A 25,036-nucleotide genomic window follows, 5' to 3' on the forward strand; every position below is an offset into this window, starting at 1 on the left:
CGATCTGGCCCGTTCGGGCCCCTGGCGGGCTTGGGGGGCCGACAGTACGGCCCCCCGACGGGTTGCTAGACGAGCGCGCTGCCCGGCAGCTCGACCTTCGCGCCCAGCTCCACCAGCTTGTCCATGAAGTTCTCGTAGCCGCGGTTGATCAGGTCGATGCCGTGGACGCGGCTCGTGCCCTGCGCCGCCAGCGCCGCGATCAGGTACGAGAAGCCGCCGCGCAGGTCCGGGATGACCAGGTCCGCGCCCTGCAGCTTGGTCGGGCCGCTGACGACCGCCGAGTGCAGGAAGTTGCGCTGGCCGAAGCGGCAGTCCGAGCCGCCCAGGCACTCGCGGTACAGCTGGATGTGGGCGCCCATCTGGTTCAGCGCCGAGGTGAAGCCGAGCCGCGACTCGTACACCGTCTCGTGCACGATGGACAGGCCGGAGGCCTGCGTCAGGGCCACGACCAGCGGCTGCTGCCAGTCGGTCTGGAAGCCGGGGTGCACGTCCGTCTCCAGGGCGATCGCGTTGAGCGAGCCTCCCGGGTGCCAGAAGCGGATGCCCTCGTCGTCGATCTCGAAGGCGCCGCCGACCTTCCGGTACGTGTTGAGGAAGGTCATCATCGAGCGCTGCTGCGCGCCGCGCACGTAGATGTCGCCCTCGGTGGCCAGCGCCGCCGACGCCCAGGACGCCGCCTCCAGGCGGTCGGCGAGGGCGTGGTGGTTGTAGCCGCCGAGCTTGTCGACACCGGTGATGCGGATGGTGCGGTCGGTGTCGATGGCGATGATCGCGCCCATCTTCTGCAGCACGCAGATGAGGTCCTCGATCTCCGGCTCCACCGCCGCGTTGGACAGCTCGGTGACGCCCTCCGCGAGGACCGCGGTGAGCAGCACCTGCTCGGTCGCGCCGACGGAGGGGTACGGGAGGGCGATCTTGGTGCCGCGCAGACGCTGCGGGGCCTCCAGGTACTGCCCGTCGGCCCGCTTCTCGATCGTCGCGCCGAACTTGCGGAGCACGTCGAAGTGGAAGTCGATCGGCCGGCCGCCGATGTCGCAGCCGCCCAGGCCCGGGATGAAGGCGTGGCCGAGACGGTGCAGCAGCGGGCCGCAGAAGAGGATCGGGATCCGGGAGGAACCGGCGTGGGCATCGATGTCAGCCACGTTGGCGGACTCGACGTGCGTCGGGTCGAGGATCAGCTCGCCCGGCTCCTCGCCGGGACGGACCGTCACACCGTGCAGCTGGAGCAGTCCGCGGACCACGCGCACGTCGCGGATGTCGGGCACGTTGCGCAGGCGGCTCGGCTCGCTGCCGAGCAGGGCGGCGACCATCGCCTTGGGCACGAGGTTCTTCGCGCCGCGGACGCGGATCTCGCCCTCCAGCGGGGTTCCGCCGTGGACAAGCAGGACATCGTCTGTGCCGGTCATGAATCTCGCGTTCCGGATCGTCGGTCGGGGTGGCCGTCGGGTGGGGGCCAGGGAAAAGGGTAAGGGGCAAGGACACCCCACTTGTATGGGTCAGGGGGCCCCTCGAACGTAATGAATTCGGCACAACACCCTCCGTCCCCGTGATCTTGCGGAGTGTCACCGTCCGCTTCTTCCCGTTCCTCCTTCTCGCGCCCGCGCCGGTTCCGGGCTGACCTGCGATGGCGCCCGCCTACCCCGGACCCGTCCGGACAACCCCCGCGAACGCCGAAAGTGCGGAATCATGTGTCGCATGACCGAGGTGTCCTCGCTCACAGGCCGGCTGCTCGTCGCCACCCCCGCGCTGGCGGACCCCAATTTCGACCGCGCGGTGGTCCTCCTGCTCGACCACGACGACGAGGGCTCCCTCGGCGTGGTCCTGAACCGCCCGACCCCGGTGACGGTCGGCGACATCCTCGCCCCCTGGGCCGCGCTGGCCGGCGAACCCGGCGTCGTCTTCCAGGGCGGACCCGTCTCCCTCGACGCCGCCCTCGGCATCGCCGTCATCCCCGGCGACGAGGGTCCGCTGGGCTGGCGGCGGGTGTACGGCGCGATCGGCCTGGTCGACCTGGAGACCCCGCCCGAACTCCTCGGCCCCGCCATCGGCGCCCTGCGGATCTTCGCGGGTTACGCGGGCTGGGGCCCCGGCCAGCTGGAGGCCGAACTGCGCGACGGCGCCTGGTACGTCGTCGAGTCCGAGCCCGGCGACGTCTCCTCCCCGCGCCCCGAGACCCTCTGGCGCCAGGTCCTGCGCCGCCAGCGCGGCGAGCTCGCGATGGTGGCGACGTACCCGGACGACCCTTCGCTGAACTGACCCGGCGGTTTTCAGTACCCTTGGGTCCCATGAGCACTCTCGAGCCCGAGCGCGGGGCAGGTACGGGAACCCTCGTCGAGCCGACGCCGCAGGTGTCCCACGGTGACGGCGACCACGAGCGCTACGCCCACTACGTCCAGAAGGACAAGATCATGGCGAGTGCCCTCGACGGCACTCCCGTGGTGGCACTGTGCGGCAAGGTCTGGGTACCGGGGCGCGACCCCAAGAAGTACCCGGTGTGCCCCATGTGCAAGGAGATCTACGAGTCCATGGGATCGGGCGGCGACAAGGACAAGGGCAAGGGCGGCAAGGACGGCAAGTAGTCCTCGGCCGGGCACGCAGCCCTCGGCAGTCGGGGACGGCCCCCGGCGCGCGTATCACTTCGTGGTGCGTGCGCCGGGGGCCGTTCTCGTCGTACGGCGTCGTACGGGTCGGTACCCCTTGTCGCGGTTGCCGGTCCGCCCCTAGCCTCCCGCGTGTTGTGTAGTGCGAAACGCGTGTTGCGTATGCCGCAACACCTGCACCGAGGACTGACGCGATGACGTACGAGACCTCCGGGACGCGCGAGACCTCGGGACCCGACCCGTACCCGGAACTGGGGCTCGTCCCCGCTCCCGTACGCGTCGAGGGACCGCGCCGCTGCGGCTTCGCCCTCGACGGGCGCACGGTCCTGGACGCCGCCCCCGGCACGGAGACCACCGAGCGCTGGCTGCGCGCGACGCTCGGCGCGGCCTTCCGGATCCCCCTGCGGGACGCGGGCGGCCGGGACGAGCGCAACAGCGTCCGGCTGCGCGTCGACGCCACCCTCGGCCCCGAGGCGTACCGGCTCCAGGTCGTCCCGGACCAGTACGTCGAGATCACCGGCGGCGGTCCCGCCGGTGTGTTCTGGGGAGCCCAGACCCTGCGGCAGCTGCTCGGCCCGGCGGCCTTCCGCAAGGCGCCCACGCACCCCGAGCTCATTCGGGGCCTGCCCATGGTGGGCATCGAGGACGCACCCCGCTTCCCCTGGCGCGGCCTCATGCTCGACGTCGCCCGCCACTTCATGCCCAAGGACGACGTCCTGCGCCAGCTCGACCTGATGGCCGCGCACAAGCTGAACGTCCTCCACCTCCACCTCACCGACGACCAGGGCTGGCGCATCGAGATCAAGCGCCACCCCCGCCTCACCGAGGCCGGCGCGTGGCGGGCGCGGAGCAAGTGGGGGCACCGGGCGTCGCCGCTGTGGAACGAGACCCCGCACGGCGGGTACTACACGCAGGACGACATCCGCGAGATCGTCGGCTACGCCGCCGACCGGCATATCTCGGTCGTCCCCGAGATCGACGTCCCCGGCCACTCGCAGGCCGCCATCGCCGCGTACCCCGAACTGGGCAACACCGACGTCATCGACACCACCGCCCTCTCCGTCTGGGACACCTGGGGGGTCAGTCCGAACGTACTCGCCCCCACCGACAACACCCTCCGCTTCTACGAGGGCGTCTTCGAGGAGGTCCTCGACCTCTTCCCCGCCGAGGTCTCGCCGTTCGTCCACATCGGCGGCGACGAGTGCCCCAAGGACCAGTGGAAGGTCTCGCCCACCGCCCAGGCGCGGATCAAGGAGCTCGGCGTCGGCGACGAGGACGGGCTGCAGTCCTGGTTCGTGCGCCACTTCGACCGCTGGCTCGCCGCCCGCGGCCGCCGCCTCATCGGCTGGGACGAGATCCTGGAGGGCGGCCTCGCCGAAGGGGCGGCGGTCTCCTCCTGGCGCGGCTACGCGGGCGGGATCACCGCCGCCGAGGCCGGCCACGACGTGGTGATGTGCCCGGAGCAGCAGGTCTACCTGGACCACCGTCAGGCGCCGGGGAAGGACGAGCCGATGCCCATCGGGTACGTGCGCACCCTCGCCGACGTGTACCGCTTCGAGCCCGTCCCGCCCGGCCTCGCCCCCGAGGCCGCCGCCCACGTCCTGGGCACCCAGGCCAACGTGTGGACCGAGGTGATGGAGAACCGGGACCGCGTCGACTACCAGACCTACCCCCGGCTCGCCGCCTTCGCCGAGGTCGCCTGGTCCCGGCTGCCCGCCCCCGAGGAACGTGATCAAGCCGGATTCGAGCGCCGGATGAGCGCCCACTACCCGAGGCTCGACGCCCTCGGCGTCGCCTACCGTCCGCCCGCCGGCCCCCACCCCTGGCAGCGCCGCCCCGGGGTCGCGGGCCGTCCCATCGACGGGGCACCCCCGATCGTGTGAGGCACGAGCACACGGGGCGGGGGAGCGGCGGGGAGCGGCGGGGAGCGGCAGAGCAGTGGCGTGTGAGGCACCTATCGCCCCGGTGTCACCCAAGAGCCTCAAAAGGGAGGTTACTGTCGGTCCTGGGATGACCCAGCCCCCTCTGGCGGAACGGTCCTTCGCGGACCCTCGCGACGTACGGCTCGGAAGATGTGCCAGAGTTGCCACGTCCAGGCTGTGAGCACGTACGGTACGGCCACACAGGCGTGACAGCCGGGGCAGGTCGGGGATCACCGGGACACCGGGAAGGGGCAGCGGGTTGACCACGCACGCACCACAGACGGCATCACGGGCAGCGCAGTCCGTGACGCTGCCCGCCTCGCTGGACGAGGCCGTGGCGGCGCTGACGGCCATGCCGGCCGCCGTTCCCGTGGCCGGCGGCACCGACCTGATGGCCGCCGTCAACCGAGGACAGCTGCGCCCCGCCGGCCTGGTCGGACTGAGCCGGATCAACGAGATCCGCGGCTGGCAGTACCAGGACGGCCACGCTCTGCTCGGCGCCGGCCTCACCCACGCCCGGATGGGCCGCCCGGACTTCGCGGCCCTCATTCCCGCCCTGGCCGCCGCCTCGCGCGTCGCGGGCCCCCCGCAGATCCGCAACGCCGGCACCCTCGGCGGCAACATCGTCTCCGCCGCGCCCACCGGCGACTCCCTGCCGGTGCTCGCCGCCCTGGAGGCCGAGCTGGTCGTCGTCGGCCCACTCGGCACCCGCGAGCTGCCCGTCAGTCACCTCCTCGCCGGCCGCGACCTGCTGGCCCCGGGCGAGCTGGTGGCCTTCGTGCGCGTGCCGCTGCTGCACGCGCCCCAGGTCTTCCTCAAGGCCACCGGCCGCACCGGCCCGGCCCGCGCCGCCGCCTCCGTCGCCGTCGTCCTCGACCCGGCCCGCCGCGGGGTGCGCTGCGCGGTCGGCGCGATCGCGCCGATGCCGCTGCGGCCGCTGGAGGCCGAGCAGTGGATCGCCTCGCTGGTGGACTGGGACGGTGAGCGGGGCCTGGCCCCGGAGGCGCTGACGGCGTTCGGCGAGTACGTCGCCGCCGCGTGCATTCCGGACCCGCAGGGCGACGAGCAGTTGCCCCCGGCCGTACTGCACCTGCGGCGCACGGTCGCCGCGCTGGCCCGACGGGCACTGGGGAGGGCGCTGTCGTGAGCGACGAGGCACAGGGGAACCCGGGGAACCGGGGGACGGGCGGCTGGGAGCCGATCCCGCAGAGCGAGGGCTACGACGGCGACGCCACCGCCTTCGTCCAGCTGCCGCCCGAGTTCATGCTGGAGGGCACGCCGCTGGCGGCCCCCGGCCACGGCTATGTGCCGCCGCCGATGATCGTCCCGCTCACCCCCGCCGCGGCCACCGACCCGTCGGCCACGGGCACATGGGCCGTGCAGCCGCCGGTCCCGGCGGAGCCGATCGGTTACGAGACCGGTGGCGGGTACGAGACCGGCGACGGTTACGAAGCCGAGCAGGGTTACGAGGGCGAGCGGGGTTACGAGGCTCAGCAGAGGTACGAGGGCGGGGCGGCCGGGTACGCCGCCGCCGGGTACGACGCAGCGCCCGACCCCGGGGCCACCGGTCAGTGGACCATCCCGACGATCGAGGACGGGGCGGAGGCCCTGGACGACTCGGGCGAGTACACGGCCTCCAGCCTCTCGCAGTACGCGAGCAGCGCGTCCGCGACCCTGCCGGGCGGGGCGCCGGCACCGTGGGCGGACGCGTTCAGGGAGCCCGAGCCGGAGCCGCGGCAGGCGCCCGAGGCGATGGCGGAGCCCGTACCCGACCTTGTACCGGAGCCGGAGCCGCAGCCGGATCCGCAGCCGGAACAGCCGGAACGGCCGGAACCCGAGTTCGCAGGGCAGGCGGAAGCCGACGACCCCGTAACCGAGCCGGAAGCCGAGCTCGTACCGGCACAGGCGCAGCCGCGGGAAGACCTGCTGCCCCCGGTCGCCCCCGTGCCCACCGGCATGTCGGTGGACAGCGACGAGCACCCCACCACCTCCTACACGCTGCGCGTGAACGGGGCGGACCGGCCGGTGACCGAGTCCTGGATCGGCGAGTCGCTGCTGTACGTGCTGCGCGAGCGGCTCGGGCTCGCCGGGGCCAAGGACGGCTGCTCGCAGGGCGAGTGCGGCGCGTGCAACGTGCAGGTGGACGGCCGGCTCGTCGCCTCCTGTCTGGTGCCCGCGGCGACGGCGGCGGGTTCCGAGGTGCGCACGGTCGAGGGCCTGGCGGTGGACGGCGAGCCGTCCGACGTGCAGCGGGCCCTGGCCAAGTGCGGCGTGCAGTGCGGCTTCTGCATCCCCGGCATGGCCATGACCGTGCACGACCTGCTCGAAGGCAACCACGCGCCGACCGAGCTCGAGACCCGGCAGGCGCTGTGCGGCAATCTGTGCCGCTGCTCCGGCTACCGGGGCGTCCTGGACGCCGTACGGGAGATCGCCGCCGGGCGCGGCGCGGCCCCCGCCGGCGGCGAGCACCCGGCGGCCGGTGGCGAGGGCGGCGCCTTCGGCGCGGACGCCGATGCCGCCGCCCGTATCCCGCACCAGATCCCCCACCCGCACGACGGAGGCATGGCGTGAGCAGCGACCCGGCGACCACGGAGCCCGAGGGCCTCGGCCTGGGTCTCGGCGTCTCGCTCCCGCAGGCCGACGCGCGGGCGAAGACCGAGGGCACGTTCCCGTACGCCGCCGATCTGTGGGCCGAGGGCCTGCTGTGGGCGGCGATCCTGCGTTCCCCGCACCCGCACGCCCGGATCGTGTCGATCGACACGTCGGCGGCGGCCGAGATGCCCGGGGTACGGGCCGTGGTCACCCACGCCGACGTGCCCGGGGCGGCGACGTACGGCCGGAAGGTCGCCGACCGGCCGGTCTTCGCGTCCGATCTGGTCCGCCACCACGGCGAGGCGATCGCGGCCGTGGCCGCCGACCACCCGGACACGGCACGCCTCGCGGCGGCCGCCATCGCGGTCCAGTACGAGGTGCTCGACCCGGTCACCGACCCGGAGAAGGCCTTCGCCGCGCCGCCGCTGCACCCCGACGGGAACCTGATCCGGCACATTCCGCTGCGCTTCGGCGACGCGGAGGCGGCCGGCGAGATCGTCGTCGAGGGCCTGTACCGGATCGGCCGGCAGGACACCGCGCCGATCGGCGCCGAGGCCGGGCTCGCCGTACCGCGCCCGGACGGCGGCGTGGAGATCTACACGGCGTCGACCGATCCGCACACCGACCGGGACCTGGCCGCGGCCTGTTTCGGTCTCGCGCCCGAGCAGGTCAAGGTGGTGGTCACCGGCGTGCCCGGGGCGACCGGCGACCGCGAGGACCCGGGCTTCCAGATCCCGCTCGGCCTGCTCGCGCTGCGCACCGGCTGCCCGGTGAAGCTCACCGCGACCCGCGAGGAGTCCTTCCTCGGCCACGCCCACCGGCACCCCACCCTGCTGCGCTACCGCCACCACGCGGACGCCGAGGGCCGGCTTGTGAAGGTGGAGGCGCAGATCCTGCTCGACGCGGGGGCCTACGCGGACTCGTCGTCGGAGTCGCTCGCCGCCGCCGTCTCCTTCGCCTGCGGTCCGTACGTCGTGCCGCACGCCTTCGTCGAGGGCTGGGCGATGCGCACCAACAACCCGCCGTCCGGCCATGTGCGGGGCGAGGGCGCGATGCAGGTGTGCGCGGCGTACGAGGCGCAGATGGACAAGCTGGCCGCGAAACTGGGCCTGGACCCGGCGGAACTGCGGATGCGCAACGTCCTGGCGACGGGCGACATCCTGCCCACCGGCCAGACGGTGACCTGCCCGGCTCCGGTGGCCGAACTCCTCGCCGCCGTACGGGACTTCCCGCTGCCCTCCCTCCCCATGGACTCCCCGGAGGAGGACTGGCTGCTGCCCGGCGGCCCGGACGGCGCGGGCGAGCCGGGCGCGGTGCGGCGCGGGGTCGGCTACGCGATCGGCATGGTGCACATGCTGGGCGCCGAGGGCACGGACGAGGTGTCGACGGCGACGGTACGGGTCCAGGACGGCGTGGCCACGGTCATCTGCGCGGCCGTGGACACGGGCTCGGGCTTCTCGACGCTGGCCCGCCAGATCGTGCAGGAGACCCTGGGCGTCGACGAGGTGCACGTGGCCCCGGTCGACACCGACCAGCCGCCGGCCGGCCCGGCGACGCACGGCCGGCACACCTGGGTCTCGGGCGGCGCCGTCGAACGCGCGGCGAAGATGGTCCGCACCCAGCTCCTCCAGCCGCTGGCCCACAAGTTCGGCATGTCGGCCGAGCTGCTCCAGATCACCGACGGCAAGATCACCTCGTACGACGGCGTCCTGTCGACGACGGTCGCCGAGGCGATGGACGGCAAGGAACTCTGGGCCACCGCCCAGTGCCGCCCCCACCCCACCGAGCCCCTCGACGAGTCCGGCCAGGGCGACGCCTTCGTCGGCCTCGCCTTCTGCGCGATCCGCGCGGTCGTGGACGTGGACGTGGAACTGGGCGCGATCCGGGTCGTGGAGATGGCCGTCGCCCAGGACGTCGGCCGCATCCTCAACCCGGCCCAGCTCACCACCCGCATCGAGGCCGGCGTCACCCAGGGCGTCGGCGCCGCCCTCACCGAGAACCTCCGCACCTCCCGCGGCCTGGTCCGCCGCCCCGACCTGACGGGCTACGCCCTCCCCACCGCCCTGGACGCCCCCGACATCCGCATCGTGAAGCTCGTCGAGGAACGCGACGTGGTGGCCCCCTTCGGCGCCAAACCCGCCAGCGCGATCCCCGTCGTCACCTCCCCGGCCGCCGTCGCCTCCGCCGTCCGCGCGGCCACGGGCCGCCCGGTCAACCGCCTGCCGATCCGCCCCCAGGCGGCGGTGGTGACGGCCTGACGGGTTTTTGACGCGCGGCGAGGGGGCGCAACCTGTGGATGTGTTTCGCTCGTCGTCCTGGTTACAGTGAATTCCCGGGTGTTAGCCAGGAGTTACGGGTGTACGGGGGAGGAGCGCCAGGCATGGAAGCCTATGTGGACGGGGCGGGCGCCTACGGTGGCATGAGCAGGGAGGCCTTGCTCTACAACTCCGAGTCGATGATGGAGTTCAAGAAGGGGGTCGACGAGCTGATCGCCGATCTCCTGGCCTCTCCGGCCGCTCCGAAGAACATGAGCTCGGACCAGGTGGTCCGTGGCCAGTTCGGCGGGGGAGGCGCCGCGTGGATCGAGGCGCATGAGATCTTCTCGTCGTACAAGAGCGTGCTCGCGGAACTGACCAGGTTGTCCGGTCTGCTGTCCGACTGCCTTGAGGGCCTGGGTATCGCCGTCGGCATCTCCAAGAACGGCATGGAAGAGACAGACGAGGATATCCGGGCCAAGATGCTGGCGATCACTCAGCGGATGGCGGACGCCAAGACCGAGGCCGACTCGAAGGCCGGTTACGACACGACGCCTTCCGGCAAGCCGGACGCCACCGGGGTGCCGGCCCCGCAGCCGCAGGCGACGCAGCCGACTCCGGCTGAGCCGCAGCGCACCGAGACTGCCGACGGTGGCGCGGCAGGCCTCGGCTAGCGGCCACAGGACACGGGGAAGGGGTGACTCTCGATGGAGCTGAACGAGGGCGGCGGGGGCGGTGGGGGGACCGACTTCCGTTCCATGTCGCACGAGCAGATGTTGAACTGGCTGAACGAGGCCAGCAGTTTCTACGTACGGGACGCGAGCGACCGCCTCACGAAGGCTGCGGCGAAGATGCGCAAGATCGCGACGGAACTGCAGAAGCGGCCCGGCCACGTGAAGTGGGACAGCAAGACGGCGGACGCGTTCAAGGAATGGACCGCCAGTCTGGCGAGCACGACCCACAGCCTCGCCGACTACAGCGAACACTCGTCGACCTGGCTCGTCGAGGCTGCTGACGCCATTGCCGCCGCCCAGAGCTCGATCCCGCGCTATACCTCGAACGCGCAGGCCAAGGAGAACCTGGACGCGGCGCGGACGTACCACAACGACCCCGACGCCCAGACGATCGCGCGCAACGCCCGCAACCAGATGGCGCCGGAGGGCGCCGACGCGGCCGCGATCAAGGCGAAGGAGGACGCCAACCGGCAGGCCGCGGCGGCGGAGATGGAGCGGCTTTCGGCGACATACCAGTGGTCGAGCCAGCAGATGACGAGCTTCCTGATGCCGTCGTTCCAGCCGCCGCCGACGGACTTTGTGCCGAAGACCGCCGACGGCCGGGACGATTCCTCCTACCTCGGATCCACGCCCCACAGCGAGGGCCGTACGGCCGGCACGGATGTCGGAACGAGTACGACGCGTACGGAGCCGGACGCTCGGTTCTTTCCCGACACTCAACTCGTCCGGCCGACGCCTGACACCGGCGGACCGGTCCGGACAGTCCGCCCCGAGGCCCCCGTCGACCTGGGGATCGACAGCGTGAACACGCTGCCACCGGCCATGACTGGTACACCTCCGACGACCACGGGCTCTCCGCCCACTGCAGGGCAGCCGCCGGTCACCCCTATGACACCGCCGCTCGTGCTCCCGCCTGGCCCGACGGCCTTGCCGCCCACGGTGGGCAAGACGGGCCCTGGACCGGTTCCGCCCGTCAGCGGCACCAAGTTGCCCCTTGTCCCGGGTGTGCGAGGCGTCCCCAACCCCACGACGGGCTCGCTGCCGCAGATGCCCCGCGAGGGCATCACGGGCGGCCGCGCCGTGCCGAACAACCCCGGCCGGACCGCCACGGGGATTCCGCGGAGCACGGTGATCGGCAACGAACCCACCACCGGCCGCACCGGCAACGGCGCTGGCCGTAGTCCCATGGCCGGTCCCGCAACAACCGGTCCCATGGGTGGGGCCGGCGGCCAGAGCGGTGTCACCGGCGGCCGTCGGCTGGCCTCCGAGCCCGGAAGGGTCATCGGCGGCCGGGCGCAGCGCCCCGGTGCCGCGAGCGCGCGCCCGTACACGCCCGGCGGCTCGGGGCTCGTGCGCGACGGCGCGCAGGGTACGGGACCGGTGGGCCGCGGCGGCTCCGCAACCGCCCCGGACCAGCGTGAGGAGAAGCGGAGCGAGCGCCCCGACTACCTTGTCGAGGACGAAGAGACCTGGCAGCAGGGCGACCGCCGTACGGCGCCGCCCGTCATCGACTGATTGGCGCGAGGAAGCAGAGATGCGTACCAGCAGTATTCGACGGAGCCGTGTCTGGAACGTCGCCGCGGCCGGCCTGGGCATGCTGCTGGTGGGCATCGCGACCGTGCCCGCCAACGCCGAGAGCATCCGTGCGCAGCAGTGGCACCTCGACATCATGCACGCGGACGAGATCTGGCGGATCAGCAAGGGGGAGGGCGTCACGGTCGCGGTGATCGACTCCGGTGTCGACAAGAACAATCCTGACCTCAGGGGCCAAGTGCTCGACGGGAAGGATTTCGCGACCGATCGACCGGGCGACGAGTTCACCGATTACACCGGACACGGGACCGGGATGGCTGGCCTCATCGCAGGAACCGGGGCCCGCGAGGGAGGGAACGGAGCCTTCGGGCTGGCGCCCGGGGCTCGTGTTCTGCCGGTCCGGGTCACAGGGCTCGACGCAGGCAAACTCAGCCAGAAGGACGGCGACGAGCAGTTCAACCGCAACGTGCCTCCGGCGATCCGGTACGCCGCCGACGCCAGGGCAAAGGTCATCAACATCTCCTTGGGCGCAGACATGGGTTCGCAAGAACTTGCAGACGCCGTGAAGTACGCGCACGACAAGGGAGCCCTGGTCTTCGCCGCAACCGGCAACGACGCCGAGACGGGCAACAGACCCGAATACCCGGCGGCCACCCCCGGCGTCGTCGGTGTCGGTGCCATCGACCAGAAGCTGACCCGGGTCAAGAACTCCCAGTACGGACCCCAGGTCGACATCGTCGCCCCCGGCAAGGACACGGTCCACGCCTGCGGCGGCGGCACCGGCCTGTGCAAGTCGACCGGCACCAGCGACGCCACCGCCCTCGCATCCGCCTCCGCCGCCCTCATCTGGGCCAAGCACCCCGACTGGACCAACAACCAGGTCCTCAAGGTCATGCTCAACACCATCGCCGCGCCCAACGACGGCGCCGGCCGTAACGACTACATCGGCTACGGCGCCATCCGGCCCCTCCGCGCCCTGAAGACCCCCGGCGACCCCGGCCCCGCCGACGTACGGCCGATCCCGGACCTGCCGTCGGAGCACACCGCCTCGGCTTCGCCCTCAGCCGCACCAACCACGACCAACCCCGCTCCTGCTCCGGCCCCGCCGGCGGACGACGTCGAAGGCGGGAGTGGTGCGGGGCTCTGGATCGGTCTCGGAGTCGGGGCCGCGGTACTGCTCGGGGCGGCCATTGGCGTGCCGTTGGTGAGGGCACGCCGACGCTGACCCCGGACTGCGCCATGACGGACTTGCCGGCTTCGAGCCGACCACCGATGCGCGTTGCCGCCCCGTCGTAGGTGGGGCTGACCGCGGGAACGACGGAGCCCTGGAAGGCCGGGGCTGGAAGAGGTGCTGAAACCGCCGGCCGTTGCACGTACGGGGCTAGAGTGAATCGCACTTACATCGGATTCAAGGATCACACGGGGGTCTTGTGTCGTTCGATGACGAGTGGGCACATCTCAAAGCCGCGGCTGTTGAGAACCAGACGGCCATGCGCCTGAACCAACTCGACGGCGGAGGAGGCGGCGGGGGAGGGGGTTCGAATCCCGAGGCCGTGCTCACGGTTGAGCAGTCGGACCTCGCCGCCATCGGTAACGCCGCCTTCAAACTGCATCAGCGGCTGGCCACCGACGGCAACCACGCCAAGGCCAGTACCGAGGAGGCGGGCACCGCGATGAGGCAGGACTTCGCGCTCGGGCCGGCCCTGAGCACCGTGGCCGAGAAGTGGGGAACGCAGCTCAGCACGTTGCTGGACGCCTGCGGTCATATCTCCAACCACCTTGAGTACTCCAAGAAGGCCCACGCGGACGACGAGTACGTGATCGCCACACAGTTCAAGTTCGAGCAGCTCAACAAGGGGTTCGAGGAGAGGGCGCAGCGCTGATGGATCTCGACGCCCTCAGGTTCGGGGTCTTCACGCAGCTCGGCACGGCGGCCGGTGACTGGGAGGCCATGGCGAAGAAGCTGCGGGACCTGGAGACGGACGCCCGCGACGACCTCGGAGGCAAGGCCGCGAAGGCCAACTGGGAGGGGGTGAACGCCACCGTCACCAAGGAGTTCGTCGGCAAGACGGCCAAGGAGTTCGCTGACGCCGCCACCCAGGCCGAGAGTATCGCCAACATCCTCAAGGACACCCATGGTGAACTCGTCGGCTACAAAAAGCAGTTGAATGACACGATCGAGCAGGCACTGACACGGAACCTGACCGTCGTGGGGACCGGTGACGGCGGTTTCACGGTCACGATGAACATTCATCCGGACCGAGCCGCCAAGGGCCACGAGGTGCCGGAGCACACCCAGGCCGACGTCAATGCCCTTCGTGACGAGGTGCAGAAGATCCTGACGCAGGCGACCGAGAGCGACACCACCGCCGCACAGGCGCTGACCATGCTGGTCAGCCAGACTCCGTACGGATTCTCCGACGCCGCCTACTACGACCGGGACAGCGCCGCGAAGGCCATGAAGGACGCGGAGGAGATCGCGAACCTGCTGAAGAAGAAGGGGGACGACCTCACCCCCGAGCAGTTCGACCGGCTCAACAAGGACCTTGCCGCCTACAAGGACGACCGGCTCTTCCAGGAGAAGCTGGCCACCACACTCGGCCCCCGCGGCGTCCTCGAGTTCTGGGCCGATCTGTCCGACCCCTCGGACGGCGGCGGTCTCCAGCGCGCCCGGTTGAAGGACCTCGGCGACTTCCAGCAGAACCTGTCCTTCGTCCTGGCCGGCGCGACCCAGTCCGACAGCCCCGCCATGCGCACCTGGGAGAACGACATGGTGAAGCTCGGCGACCAGCGCATCGAGACCCGTGGCGGCCAGGCGTACGGCTACCAGCTGATGAGCAACCTGATGCGGACCGGCGACTGGGACAACCGCTTCCTCAACGCCTATGGCAACGCGCTCGTGGCCACCGAGAAGAAGATGAAAGTCCCCGACCGGTTCTATCTCATGGAACCGACTCTGAAGATGAACTTCATCGGCGACGCGGAGTTCGGCCGTGACCCGATTGCGGGCTTCATGGCGGCCCTCGCCAACAGCCCCGACGCGGCTACGGACTTCTTCAATGCCAAGGAGCCGCAGGACAACGCGCAGTGGGTGCTGAAGGACCGTCCGTCGTTCGACGACTCTCCGCTGAAGGACGGCCCGAACGAGACCCTGGAGGCGACCGGCAGGGCCATGTTCGCGGCGGTTTCGGGCGTCACCGATCTGGAGACGGGGGCGCAGTACGAGGAGCACACACCGGAGCAGCGCGAGGCCATGAAGCGCTCCCTGGGCATCCTGGCGAGCAGCAAGAACGACTTCCCTCCGGAGCTGCGCGACAGCATGGCGTATGCCATGGGCAACCACGGCGACTGGGTCCACGAGGCGATGAGCGATCCGATCGGGCGGCATGAGCTGGACGCCGGCCAGCTCATGGAGGTCAGCAAGCAGATCTCGCGCAACAGGGACGACTACCAGACCCTCACCCAGGTCATGCACCAGTCGGTCGTGGCCGACATCCTGACCGAGAAGGCCCATCCCGAGGACAGCCTCGACCGCGCCGGTCGCACCATCGGTTTCCTGGAGGAAGCCCGGTACCAGGCGACCAACGCCGACAAGGGAGAAGCCCTCGCCGACGCCTCGTGGAAGAAGGCGTGGAGGTACCACATCGTCGGTGGCCTCATCACACCGTGGAGTCCAGCCATGGACTCGGTTCAGCGCGGAGTGGACCTGATCACCTCGAAGATGCTCGAGGACGAACAGAACAGGATCAACGACCAAGCCACCGCCGATCACACCAAGACCTACGAGAACCGCAGCCAGGAGCTGCGCGGGCTTGCGGACCTCTGGTACACGCAGAACAAGGACTGGGCGGAGGACCCGACGCACGAGGGCTACTCCAAGGACCACGGCATCTACTCGCAGATCGAGGGCGCTGCCAACGACGGCAACAAGAAGGCCGAGGGGGTGGGAGGCATCCAATGACGCATGTATTGCGCCGCACAGCGGCTTCCCTCCTCACCTCCTGCCTTGCGCTGTCCCTTGCCGCGTGCGGCGGCGGACGGGAGTACGCCGTTCCGAAGCAGGTGTGCGGGGTCGCGCTCACCGAGAAGGCACTGAGCCCGTTCCTCGTCGATGGCGACAAGCTCACCGTCGTCGGTGATTCCCTGGTCAAGCCCCGGGAGAAGACCTGGGGACGGTGCGAGATCCGGGTCGACGGTGCGTTGATCGTCGGCCTGCAGGTCGACAGGGTCGACAAGCTCTACGACCCCATGGACGAGTCGGAGGAGTTCCGCTTCCGCAACCGGGCGAAAATGACCGGCCTGCCGTTCGCGGGCCTGGGCGCGCTGGGGGACTCCAACTCCATGGTCAGTACGGACTGCGCCGGCCCTGGAACGGACCACGTGATCACGTACGTGAGCGTGGACGGCGATGCCGGCGGTGACGTCGCCGAGCGTCGCAGGCACATTGAGGCCTTCACCGTGGACTTCGTACCGACGGTGAAGAAAGCGCTGGGCTGCACGGCCTGATACGGACGCCAACCTACTGCACGCCGTGCCCGGACGGCGCCCCGTCCGGGCACGGCGTCGTTCCGGGCCGGGCCCCTCCGTGTGCGGCCAGGCCGGCGGGGTGACGATTTCGCGAAGATCCTCTCCCACTGTCGTACGGCGGTCTCGGGGCCGACATCGGGGAAGGATCAGCTCGTCGTCGCCGAGCTGGTCGAGGGCGTGTCGGTGCGGCAACGGTGACTTGACGGAGGAGCCGCACTCGTATGGGTGTCGCCCTCAGGGGTAGCGAGCCCATGACCGCCCGCGCCCGCACGCCGTTCCCTGCCCGGCGGGTGGCGGGAGGGCGGGCGTCGTGTTGACGCGGCTCCCGTTCCGCTTCCGTCTGCCTGCGTAGAGTCCGGTGCTCCGACAGCGAAGGCGACGGTTGGGGTGGAGAGTCGTGTCGTTCGACGAGGAGTGGGCCGCCGCGCGCAGCGCCGCCGCGAGCCGCGTGAGCATGCGGTTGAACCGGTTGTCCGCCGAGCCTGGGGGTGGCGGGGGTGGCGGGGGTGCTGATCTCCAGGTCAGGCAGGACCACCTCGGAGCCATCGGCCACGCCGCCTACCAGCTGCGCGGCCGACTGGTGAAGGACGGCAACCACGCCCGTACGGACACCACCGACGCCGCGGCCGGCCTCTCGGTGAACGGCTTCCGCACCGGGGCCGCCCTGACCACCGTCCAGGAGACGTGGGCCTCCCAGCTCGGCACGCTCCTCGACGCCTGCGCGCACATCTCCAACCACCTCGACCACAGCGCGGCCGCGCACGCGAAGGACGACGAGGACATCGCGGCGGCGCTCACCGTGTCCAGGATCAGCGAGTACTTCAAGTAGGGGCGGGGAGCGGATCACCATGCTGACCTTTGACAACGTGTACCACGCGCCGCTGGACAAGCTGAAGGCCGCGGCGGACCGCTGGTCCGAGATGAAGGGCAGGCTCGACACACTTGCCGAGGACGCCCGTACGACGATGGCCGCGAAGGCCAGAGCCGACGACTGGCGCGGCGTGAACGCCGAGGTCACCAAACCCTTCATCGACAAGACCGCCAAGGAGTTCGAGGACGCGGCGAAGGCGGCCGGCGGCATCCACCGGGTTCTGGAGGACGGCTACCGCACGTTCCGGAAGGCGAAGGCCGACCTCACGACGATCGTCGAGACGGACGCCCCGCACCAGGGCCTCGTGGTGAAGAGCAACGGCGTTGTCGAGGCCGCCTACTCGCTGGAGCGGGACGCCGTGGCCCACTACGACCGCGACCAGGCCGAGACCCTGCGCAAGCAGCGCGCCGACATCGCGGCGCTGCAGCACCGCCTCGACGCCGTCATCGACAGCTGCGACGACGCCGACGAGGCGTGCGCGAAGGCGCTGCGAGCCGACATCACCGGCGACCGGCACAACTTCAGCGCGCCGAAGTACGGCAGCGTGGACGCGGAGGAGGCGCAGCGCGCGCTGGCCCTGGCCAGGAAGGGCAAGGAGCTCACGCATGAGGAGCTCACGCGCCTCAACGAGCTCCTGGAGAACAACAGCGGCTCGAAGGAGTTCGCCAGAACCTTCTACGACGGCCTCGGCCCCAAGGGAGCCCTGGAGTTCTTCGCGCAGCTGTCCACCGACACGTACGAGGACAACGGCCGGCAGCCGGACAAGCAGCGCCTGGAGGACGTCCAGACCCTGCAGAAGAACCTGGGCCTGAACCTCGCCACGGCCACCCGGGGCGGCGACCAGTGGACCGAGCACTGGTCGGCCGAGATGCGGAGGCTCGGCACCGAACCCATCCCGCTCGCCGGTGGCGACCGCCACCCGGCGCTCGGCTACCAGGTCCTCGGCGGCATCCTCCGCAACGGCGACTATGACCCCAGGTTCCTGGTGCCCATCGCCGAGCACGTGACCCAACTGCACAGCAAGGCCCCGCACTTCTTCGCCGAGAACGCGGGCGGCTGGTTCAAGGACCCGTACAACCCGTCAGGGGTCAACGGCTCCGGTTTCGACCCGGTGATTCCGGTCCTTGAGGCGCTGGGCCACAGCCCGGAGGCGGCGAAGCAGTTCTTCTCGGCGGAGCCGACGTCGTACAACGTGGACGGGAGCGTCGGCGGCACGCTGGATCTCGGGAAGGGCAAGGACGGGAAGGGGATCGCGAGCTACCTCGACTTCTACACCAACGACGCGTACGCGTTCTTCCCCGACAGCGACGGTCATGGGCCGGACGCCGCGAAGAGGGCCGCGGACTACATGCCGGACGCGTTGGGGCATGCGCTGGAGGCGGCGACGCTCGGGCACGCCTGGGACGATCCGAAGCCGGAGCTGCACCGTGACGAGACCACGGCCAAGATCATGACTGATGTCGTGGCGAAGTACGGCGGGGACGCCGAGCTGCTCAAGAAGCATCAGTCGGCCATGGCGGACAGCCTGGGCAATATGGGCGCCGGGTATATCGACGACCTCAACTGGGCGCTGACCAAGAGCGATCCGAACAGTCCTTTCGAGCCGGCGGGTGACGGTGCCGCGCATGCGGAGTTCGGGACCAAGGCAGCGGTCAGATTCCTGAGCACCTTGGGGCAGCATCCTGACGCGTACGCCACGGTGTCCACAGCCGAGCGCCTCTATGCCACAAGTGTGTTGGAGGCGCAGGTCGATCCTGACGGCCGGATCGACGGAGCTCGTGCCCGGGAAGCAGTGCGCACCAGCGCCACGGTTCAAGGACTGCTGGACGAGGCCCGTGCCGGACAGGTCGAGGCCGAGGGCATGAAGCTTCATGAGGACTACGCGAAGGCTCAGGCGAAGAAGGCCGCCTGGGTGGAGTTCGGCACTGCCGCCGCCATCGCGGGCGGGGTCGCCTTCCTGCCGGCCACCGCTGCCGCTGCGGGAGCCACCGCGATCATCGTCCCGCTCGCGGTCGACGCCGGCTCCGGTGCCATGGAGACGCTGGGGGGCCAGGTCATCGGTGACTGGTCGGACAGGGCTGTCGACGATCACAAGGACACGACGGAAGACCAGATCCACGAGGACAGAAGGGTCATCTACGAAGCCGGTAGGTACAGTGCGGAATCGCCCATGGAGCGCTTCGTAGAGGTGCACCGCTCCCGTGTGAGTGACGACTTGAGGCAGGACCTCATCGAGTCCGTCGACGGTGGCTATTCGAAGGGCAACTCTCTTGCGGGTCAGAGCGGTAACGCCCCAGAGACCGGTTGATCACGTCCTGGAGACGGCGATGACTCATGTGAGGAAGACGATCAAGCCCATCGCCTCCGGGCTGGCCGCCTGCCTTCTGCTCACCGCCTGTGGCGGCGACAAAGAGCCGGAGGAGCAGCGTGTCACAGCCGCTCAGCAGTGCGACGACACGCTTTCCCCTGATGCCGGTCGTGCCCTTGAGGCGGTACTGAGGACCAAGAAGTTCGTACACGACCCGAGGGGCGGTCTGAACCGAAGCGGAGAGGAGTTGACCGCAGACTACGAGGAGAGGGGGCGAACGACGATGCATCCTCCCATGTGCAGGGTTGCAGTTCCCGGCAGCCTGGACCGGTTAGACATCGACTTCGGTCTGTACGACGTCGACGAACCCTTTGGAGACGTCCACCCTCGTGGGCTGCATGCGTACGACATGGGTAGGGAGGCGCAGTCCGGACCGAAGAAGGCATATCTCTTCGTCACCTGCATCAGCAGCCGATTCAATGGGTCCGAGCAGCGGCCCGCCCGAATCCGCGGCGAGCTCACCTTCACCCATTCCGAACTCCCCGACACCCCCGCCATCCGCCAGGCCAACCTCACCGTCCTCCACTCCGTCACCCTCGCCGTCGTCAAGCGGCTCGGCTGCGAGAACAACGCCGGGCTCCCCGACAAGCCCGTCTTCACGCCCAAGCCCGATTGACATCCCCCCGGTCGTACGACCATCGGGGCAGGCCGGATGCGACTCGCGACAGGGGCCATATCCGGGTTCGGCCCTTACTCTGGGGCGTATGAGTGCCCTCGAACCGCGCGACGCCGACGCCGACGCCGACGTCACCGCGCCGAACCCCGCCGCCGTGCTGTCCCACCCCACCGGCGGCGGGTCCCTGCTTGATCGGGGGCATCGGGCGCTCAGTGTCGGGATCGTGTCCGTCGTGCTGATGATCGCCTTCGAGGCGACCGCCGTCGGGACGGCGATGCCCGTCGCGGCGCGGGAGCTGGACGGGGTGCCGCTGTACGCGTTCGCGTTCTCCGCGTACTTCACGACCAGCCTGTTCGGGATGGTGCTGTCGGGGCAGTGGTCCGACCGGAGCGGGCCGCTCGGGCCGCTGACCGTCGGGATGAGCTGTTTCGCGGCCGGGCTGCTGCTGTCCGGGACGGCCGGGACCATGTGGCTGTTCATTCTCGGGCGGGCCGTGCAGGGACTGGGCGGCGGTCTGGTGATCGTCGCGTTGTACGTGGTGATCAGCCGGGCGTACGAGGAACATCTGCGGCCCGCGATCATGGCGGCGTTCGCCGCCAGCTGGATCGTGCCCTCGGTGGTCGGGCCGCTGGCCTCCGGGACGATCACCGAGCAGCTCGGCTGGCGCTGGGTCTTCGTCGGCATCCCGGTCCTCGTCGTGTTCCCGCTCGCCCTCGCGCTGCCCGCGATCCGCCGTACCGCCTCCGGGCCCGCCGACCCCGGGGCGCCCGTCGCGCCCTGGGACCGGCGGCGGATCCGGCTGGCGTTCGCGATATCGCTCGGCGCCGCGCTGCTCCAGTACGCCGGGCAGGAGCTGCGCTGGCTCTCGCTGCTGCCCGCCGCGGCAGGCGCCGTGCTCCTTGTGCCCGCCGTGCGCGGGCTGCTGCCGCGCGGCACCTACCGGGCCGCCCGCGGGCTGCCGTCCGTCGTGCTGCTCCGCGGTATCGCCGCCGGGTCGTTCATCGCCGCCGAGTCCTTCGTACCGCTCATGCTGGTCACCCAGCGTGGCCTCAGCCCCACCCTGGCCGGGTTCTCGCTCGCCCTCGGTGGTCTGACCTGGGCGCTCGGCTCCTGGGTGCAGTCCCGGCCACGCACCGAGCCGTACCGCGAGCGGCTCGTCGTCCTCGGCATGGTCCTGGTCGTCCTCGCCATCGCCGCCGTCCCGAGCGTCCTGATCGACGGCGTGCCGGTGTGGGTGGTCGCGGTCGCCTGGGGCTTCGGCTGCTTCGGCATGGGCATGGTGATCGCCTCCACCAGCGTGCTGCTGCTGAAGCTCTCCGCGCCCGAGGAGGCCGGGGCGAACTCCGCCGCCCTCCAGATCTCCGACGGCCTCTCCAACGTCCTCCTCCTCGCCGCCGGCGGAGCGGCCTTCGGCGCGCTCGGCGGCGGCGCGGTCGGCCGCGTCGTCGATGCCGCCGGTGCCGCCGCCGGCACCGGTACCGGCACCGGATCCCACCCCGCCGCCTTCGTCGCCGTCTTCCTGCCGATGGCCGGCGTCGCCGCGATCGGGGGCTGGGTCGCCACCCGGCTCGGGGAGGGGAGGGGCGGCGGAAAGGCGGTGGCTTCAGCGCCCGCCCGTGCCTAGGGTGCGGGCATGCGACAGCAGCCCGGCGCTCCGCGCGCCCGGGCTCCTGGAGTCCGCCGTGCATCGGCCCCGGGCCCGTATGTACGGCGAGAGCGCGTACCGCGACCTCTACGAGCAGGCTGCCGTACTCCTCCACGCCCTCGCCTCGAACCACCCCTTCGTCGACGGCAACAAGCGTGCCGCCTGGCTCTCGGCGGCCACCTTCCTCGCCGTCAACGGAGTCGATCTCGGCGAGCTCACCGGCGCCGGCCAGGACCGTGCCTACGAGCTGGTCGTGGACGTGGCCAGTGGCGAGATGGTGGACATAACCGACATTGCGGGGCGTTTGAGGGTGCTTTCGGGAGGGGTGTGAGGACTCTCTCACGGTGCCTCGACGCGGGCTTGTTCGTACGAGATCGCGTCGCCCGCACCGGTAAGGTGGCCCGGTTGTCATATCTGGACGAGCGTCTGGACGAGCGTCGAACCGTAACCGGAGATCGTGACTACCACCGCCACCTCCTCACATCACCTCTCTCCCGCCTTCCCCGGCCGCGCCCCCTGGGGCACCGCCAACAAGCTGCGAGCCTGGCAGCAGGGCGCGATGGAGAAGTACATCCAGGAGCAGCCCCGTGACTTCCTCGCGGTCGCCACGCCCGGCGCCGGCAAGACCACCTTCGCGCTGACCCTCGCGTCCTGGCTGCTGCACCACCACGTGGTGCAGCAGGTCACGGTCGTGGCCCCCACCGAGCACCTGAAGAAGCAGTGGGCGGCAGCCGCGGCGCGGATAGGGATCAAGCTGGACCCGGACTACAGCGCCGGGCCGCTCAGCAAGGAGTACGACGGGATCGCCATCACGTACGCCGGCGTCGGCGTACGGCCCATGCTCCACCGCAACCGCAGCGAACAGCGCAAGACCCTCGTCATCCTCGACGAGATCCACCACGCCGGAGACTCCAAGTCCTGGGGCGAGGCCTGCCTGGAGGCCTTCGAGCCGGCCACCCGCCGGCTCGCCCTCACCGGCACGCCCTTCCGCTCCGACACCAACCCGATCCCCTTCGTCGCGTACGAGGAGGGGAACGACGGCATCCGGCGCTCCGCGGCCGACTACACCTACGGCTACGGCAACGCCCTCAACGACAACGTCGTCCGGCCCGTCATCTTCCTCTCCTACAGCGGCAACATGCGCTGGCGCACCAAGGCCGGCGACGAGATCGCCGCGCGCCTCGGCGAGCCGATGACCAAGGACGCGATCTCGCAGGCCTGGCGCACCGCGCTCGACCCGCGCGGCGACTGGATGCCGAACGTGCTGCGCGCCGCCGACCAGCGGCTCACCGAGGTCCGCAAGTCCATCCCGGACGCCGGCGGTCTCGTCATCGCCTCCGACCAGGACTCCGCCCGCGCCTACGCCAAGCTGATCCGCGAGATCACCGGCACCAAGGCCACCGTCGTGCTCTCCGACGACGCGGGCGCCTCCGGCCGGATCGACGAGTTCAGCGAGAACACCGACCGCTGGATGGTCGCCGTCCGCATGGTGTCCGAGGGCGTCGACGTGCCGCGTCTCGCCGTCGGCGTGTACGCCACCACCATCTCCACACCGCTGTTCTTCGCGCAGGCCGTCGGGCGCTTCGTGCGATCCCGCAGGCGCGGCGAGACCGCGTCCGTGTTCCTTCCCACCATCCCCAGCCTCCTCGGCTTCGCCACCGAGATGGAGGTCGAGCGCGACCACGTGCTCGACAAGCCGAAGAAGGCGGGGGAGGACGAGGACCCGTACGCCGAGTCCGAGAAGGAGATGGCGGAGGCGGAGAAGCAGCAGGACGAGGACACCGGCGAGCAGGACATGCTGCCGTTCGAGGCGCTCGAGTCGGACGCCGTCTTCGACCGAGTCCTCTACAACGCCGCCGAGTTCGGCATGCAGGCCCACCCCGGCAGCGAGGAGGAGCAGGACTACCTCGGCATCCCCGGGCTCCTCGAACCCGACCAGGTGCAGCTCCTCCTCCAGAAGCGGCAGGCCCGGCAGATCGCGCACAGCCGCAAGAAGCCGGACAGCGAGGCCGACCTGCTGGAACTTCCCGCGGAGCGACGGCCCGTCGTTTCCCACAAGGAGCTCCTTGAGCTGCGGAAACAGCTCAACACGATGGTCGGTGCGTACGTTCACCAGAGCGGCAAGCCGCACGGCGTGATCCACACCGAGCTGCGGCGGGTCTGCGGCGGCCCGCCGAGCGCCGAGGCGACCGCCGGGCAGATCCGTGAGCGGATCAAGAAGGTGCAGGAGTGGGCCACCCGCATGCGGTGAGGTCCCTCTGAGGGATTCCTGAACCGTTCTTCCGAGACAGGTTCGAGGCCCGTACGCGAGCGGCGTACGGGCCTCCGCCGTGCCCGGGACCGGCCCCCACGGTCGGCCCCGTTCCGCCCCCACGCTACAAGCGTGTGACCGGTTCACTTGTCCGCCAAAGTCCCCTGTTCGGCCGACTTAGGTCCCGAACCGCCCGTATCCGGTCGCACGCGCCCGGATTCTGGACGAGGTCTTCCGCTGAGCGGAGCACGCCGCTACTGTCCCGGCTCAAGCAAACGCCCCGTGGCAGCGCCGCCGCGGAGCGCAGCCGGTGTAGCCCGTCCTGCCGGCGGCCTCTGACGTGCGTCGCCGATGGGACCGGTGTCGCAGCTTCCGTACGAGTCCGCTGTCACTCACTCCGAAGGAGAGGGCGTCGTGACCGCGGAGACCTCCCAGACGCTCGACCGGGGCCTTAGAGTCCTCAAACTGCTCGCCGACACCGACCACGGCCTGACCGTCACCGAGTTGTCCAACCGACTCGGTGTGAACCGGACCGTCGTCTACCGGCTGCTCGCCACCCTCGAGCAGCATGCCCTCGTCCGCCGGGACCTGGGCGGCCGCGCCCGCGTCGGGCTCGGCGTGCTGCGCCTGGGCCGCCAGGTGCACCCGCTGGTGCGTGAGGCCGCGCTGCCCGCGCTGCGCTCGCTCGCCGAGGACATAGGGGCGACGGCTCACCTCACCCTGGTCGACGGGGCCGAGGCGCTCGCCGTGGCCGTCGTCGAACCCACCTGGACCGACTACCACGTCGCCTACCGGGCCGGCTTCCGCCACCCGCTGGACCGCGGGGCCGCCGGCCGCGCGATCCTCGCCGCCCGCCGCGGCGAGCTCATCGAACCGGGCTTCACCCTCACCCACGGCGAGCTGGAGGCCGGCGCCAGCGGCGCCGCCGCCCCGCTGGTCGGCATCACCGGCATCGAGGGCAGCGTCGGCGTCGTCATGCTCGCGGACGCTGTCCCGGAGCGGGTCGGACCGAGGGTCGTGGACGCGGCCCGCGAAGTCGCCGACGCGCTGCGCTAGAGCGGGGCGCTCGGGCGCGCGGCAGCCAGGGCTGGGCCCGGGGGCGTACGGCCTCCTCGGTTGACG

Annotated in this window: 20 protein-coding genes; 19 read left to right on the top strand and 1 reads right to left on the bottom strand. The window is 70.7% G+C overall.

From position 1 onward, the window contains the following. Positions 1 to 65 precede the first annotated feature (65 nt). Positions 66 to 1,406, bottom strand: a complete 1,341-nt coding sequence (gene murA / locus AB0C73_RS15240; RefSeq protein ID WP_362529394.1) for a UDP-N-acetylglucosamine 1-carboxyvinyltransferase — start codon at positions 1,404 to 1,406, stop codon at positions 66 to 68. Between the two features lie 289 nt (positions 1,407 to 1,695). Between murA and AB0C73_RS15245 the strand changes: the two genes are divergently transcribed. The 19 genes from AB0C73_RS15245 (at position 1,696) to AB0C73_RS15335 (ending at position 24,970) form a co-directional block, all read left to right on the top strand. Continuing rightward, complete coding sequence (locus AB0C73_RS15245; RefSeq protein WP_362529395.1) at positions 1,696 to 2,256, top strand: YqgE/AlgH family protein; 561 nt, start codon at positions 1,696 to 1,698, stop codon at positions 2,254 to 2,256. A gap of 29 nt (positions 2,257 to 2,285) precedes the next feature. Then, positions 2,286 to 2,579 (top strand): DUF3039 domain-containing protein, encoded by a 294-nt coding sequence (locus tag AB0C73_RS15250; RefSeq protein WP_362529398.1) that lies wholly within the window; start codon positions 2,286 to 2,288, stop codon positions 2,577 to 2,579. Between the two features lie 215 nt (positions 2,580 to 2,794). Further along, positions 2,795 to 4,483, top strand: a complete 1,689-nt coding sequence (locus AB0C73_RS15255) for a beta-N-acetylhexosaminidase (protein WP_362529400.1) — start codon at positions 2,795 to 2,797, stop codon at positions 4,481 to 4,483. A 298-nt stretch (positions 4,484 to 4,781) separates the two neighbouring features. After that, positions 4,782 to 5,669 (top strand): FAD binding domain-containing protein, encoded by an 888-nt coding sequence (locus AB0C73_RS15260; RefSeq protein WP_362529403.1) that lies wholly within the window; start codon positions 4,782 to 4,784, stop codon positions 5,667 to 5,669. Continuing rightward, the gene (locus AB0C73_RS15265) at positions 5,666 to 7,093 is read left to right on the top strand and encodes a 2Fe-2S iron-sulfur cluster-binding protein (RefSeq protein ID WP_362529406.1); all 1,428 of its coding nucleotides are present in this window, start codon (positions 5,666 to 5,668) and stop codon (positions 7,091 to 7,093) included. The genes AB0C73_RS15260 and AB0C73_RS15265 overlap by 4 nt, the downstream gene beginning before the upstream one ends. Continuing rightward, entirely contained in the window at positions 7,090 to 9,372 is a 2,283-nt protein-coding gene (locus AB0C73_RS15270; RefSeq protein ID WP_362529409.1) for a molybdopterin cofactor-binding domain-containing protein, read from the top strand. The genes AB0C73_RS15265 and AB0C73_RS15270 overlap by 4 nt, the downstream gene beginning before the upstream one ends. A 122-nt stretch (positions 9,373 to 9,494) precedes the next feature. Next, a complete protein-coding gene (locus AB0C73_RS15275) occupies positions 9,495 to 10,043 on the top strand; it encodes a hypothetical protein (protein WP_362529412.1) in 549 nt (182 codons plus the stop codon). A 33-nt stretch (positions 10,044 to 10,076) separates the two neighbouring features. Then, complete coding sequence (locus AB0C73_RS15280; protein WP_362529414.1) at positions 10,077 to 11,618, top strand: hypothetical protein; 1,542 nt, start codon at positions 10,077 to 10,079, stop codon at positions 11,616 to 11,618. Between the two features lie 19 nt (positions 11,619 to 11,637). After that, the gene (mycP, locus tag AB0C73_RS15285; protein WP_362529417.1) at positions 11,638 to 12,861 is read left to right on the top strand and encodes a type VII secretion-associated serine protease mycosin; all 1,224 of its coding nucleotides are present in this window, start codon (positions 11,638 to 11,640) and stop codon (positions 12,859 to 12,861) included. Positions 12,862 to 13,066: 205 nt separating this feature from the next. Beyond that, the gene (locus AB0C73_RS15290; protein ID WP_362529420.1) at positions 13,067 to 13,519 is read left to right on the top strand and encodes a hypothetical protein; all 453 of its coding nucleotides are present in this window, start codon (positions 13,067 to 13,069) and stop codon (positions 13,517 to 13,519) included. After that, positions 13,519 to 15,597 carry a hypothetical protein gene (locus tag AB0C73_RS15295; protein ID WP_362529423.1) on the top strand — a complete coding sequence of 693 codons (2,079 nt, stop codon included), beginning with the start codon at positions 13,519 to 13,521 and terminating at the stop codon, positions 15,595 to 15,597. Before AB0C73_RS15290 ends, AB0C73_RS15295 begins: the two co-directional genes overlap by 1 nt. Then, on the top strand, positions 15,594 to 16,142 hold the full coding sequence (locus AB0C73_RS15300; RefSeq protein WP_362529426.1) for a hypothetical protein: 549 nt from the start codon (positions 15,594 to 15,596) through the stop codon (positions 16,140 to 16,142). The genes AB0C73_RS15295 and AB0C73_RS15300 overlap by 4 nt, the downstream gene beginning before the upstream one ends. A gap of 418 nt (positions 16,143 to 16,560) precedes the next feature. Further along, positions 16,561 to 16,992 (top strand): hypothetical protein, encoded by a 432-nt coding sequence (locus AB0C73_RS15305; protein WP_362529429.1) that lies wholly within the window; start codon positions 16,561 to 16,563, stop codon positions 16,990 to 16,992. Between the two features lie 19 nt (positions 16,993 to 17,011). Further along, positions 17,012 to 19,342, top strand: a complete 2,331-nt coding sequence (locus tag AB0C73_RS15310; protein ID WP_362529432.1) for a DUF6571 family protein — start codon at positions 17,012 to 17,014, stop codon at positions 19,340 to 19,342. 19 nt (positions 19,343 to 19,361) lie between these two features. Continuing rightward, positions 19,362 to 20,018: a hypothetical protein gene (locus AB0C73_RS15315; RefSeq protein WP_362529434.1), complete on the top strand. Its 657-nt coding sequence runs from the start codon at positions 19,362 to 19,364 to the stop codon at positions 20,016 to 20,018. An 88-nt stretch (positions 20,019 to 20,106) separates the two neighbouring features. Next, a complete protein-coding gene (locus AB0C73_RS15320; protein WP_362529436.1) occupies positions 20,107 to 21,642 on the top strand; it encodes an MFS transporter in 1,536 nt (511 codons plus the stop codon). A gap of 1 nt (position 21,643) precedes the next feature. Then, positions 21,644 to 21,994: a type II toxin-antitoxin system death-on-curing family toxin gene (locus AB0C73_RS15325; protein WP_362529438.1), complete on the top strand. Its 351-nt coding sequence runs from the start codon at positions 21,644 to 21,646 to the stop codon at positions 21,992 to 21,994. Positions 21,995 to 22,117: 123 nt separating this feature from the next. After that, entirely contained in the window at positions 22,118 to 23,914 is a 1,797-nt protein-coding gene (locus AB0C73_RS15330) for a DEAD/DEAH box helicase (protein ID WP_362529970.1), read from the top strand. A gap of 414 nt (positions 23,915 to 24,328) precedes the next feature. Beyond that, positions 24,329 to 24,970 carry a helix-turn-helix domain-containing protein gene (locus AB0C73_RS15335; protein ID WP_362529440.1) on the top strand — a complete coding sequence of 214 codons (642 nt, stop codon included), beginning with the start codon at positions 24,329 to 24,331 and terminating at the stop codon, positions 24,968 to 24,970. Positions 24,971 to 25,036: the final 66 nt, after the last annotated feature.

It is taken from the genome of Streptomyces sp. NPDC048623 (genome assembly GCF_040650755.1).
Classification (GTDB): domain Bacteria; phylum Actinomycetota; class Actinomycetes; order Streptomycetales; family Streptomycetaceae; genus Streptomyces.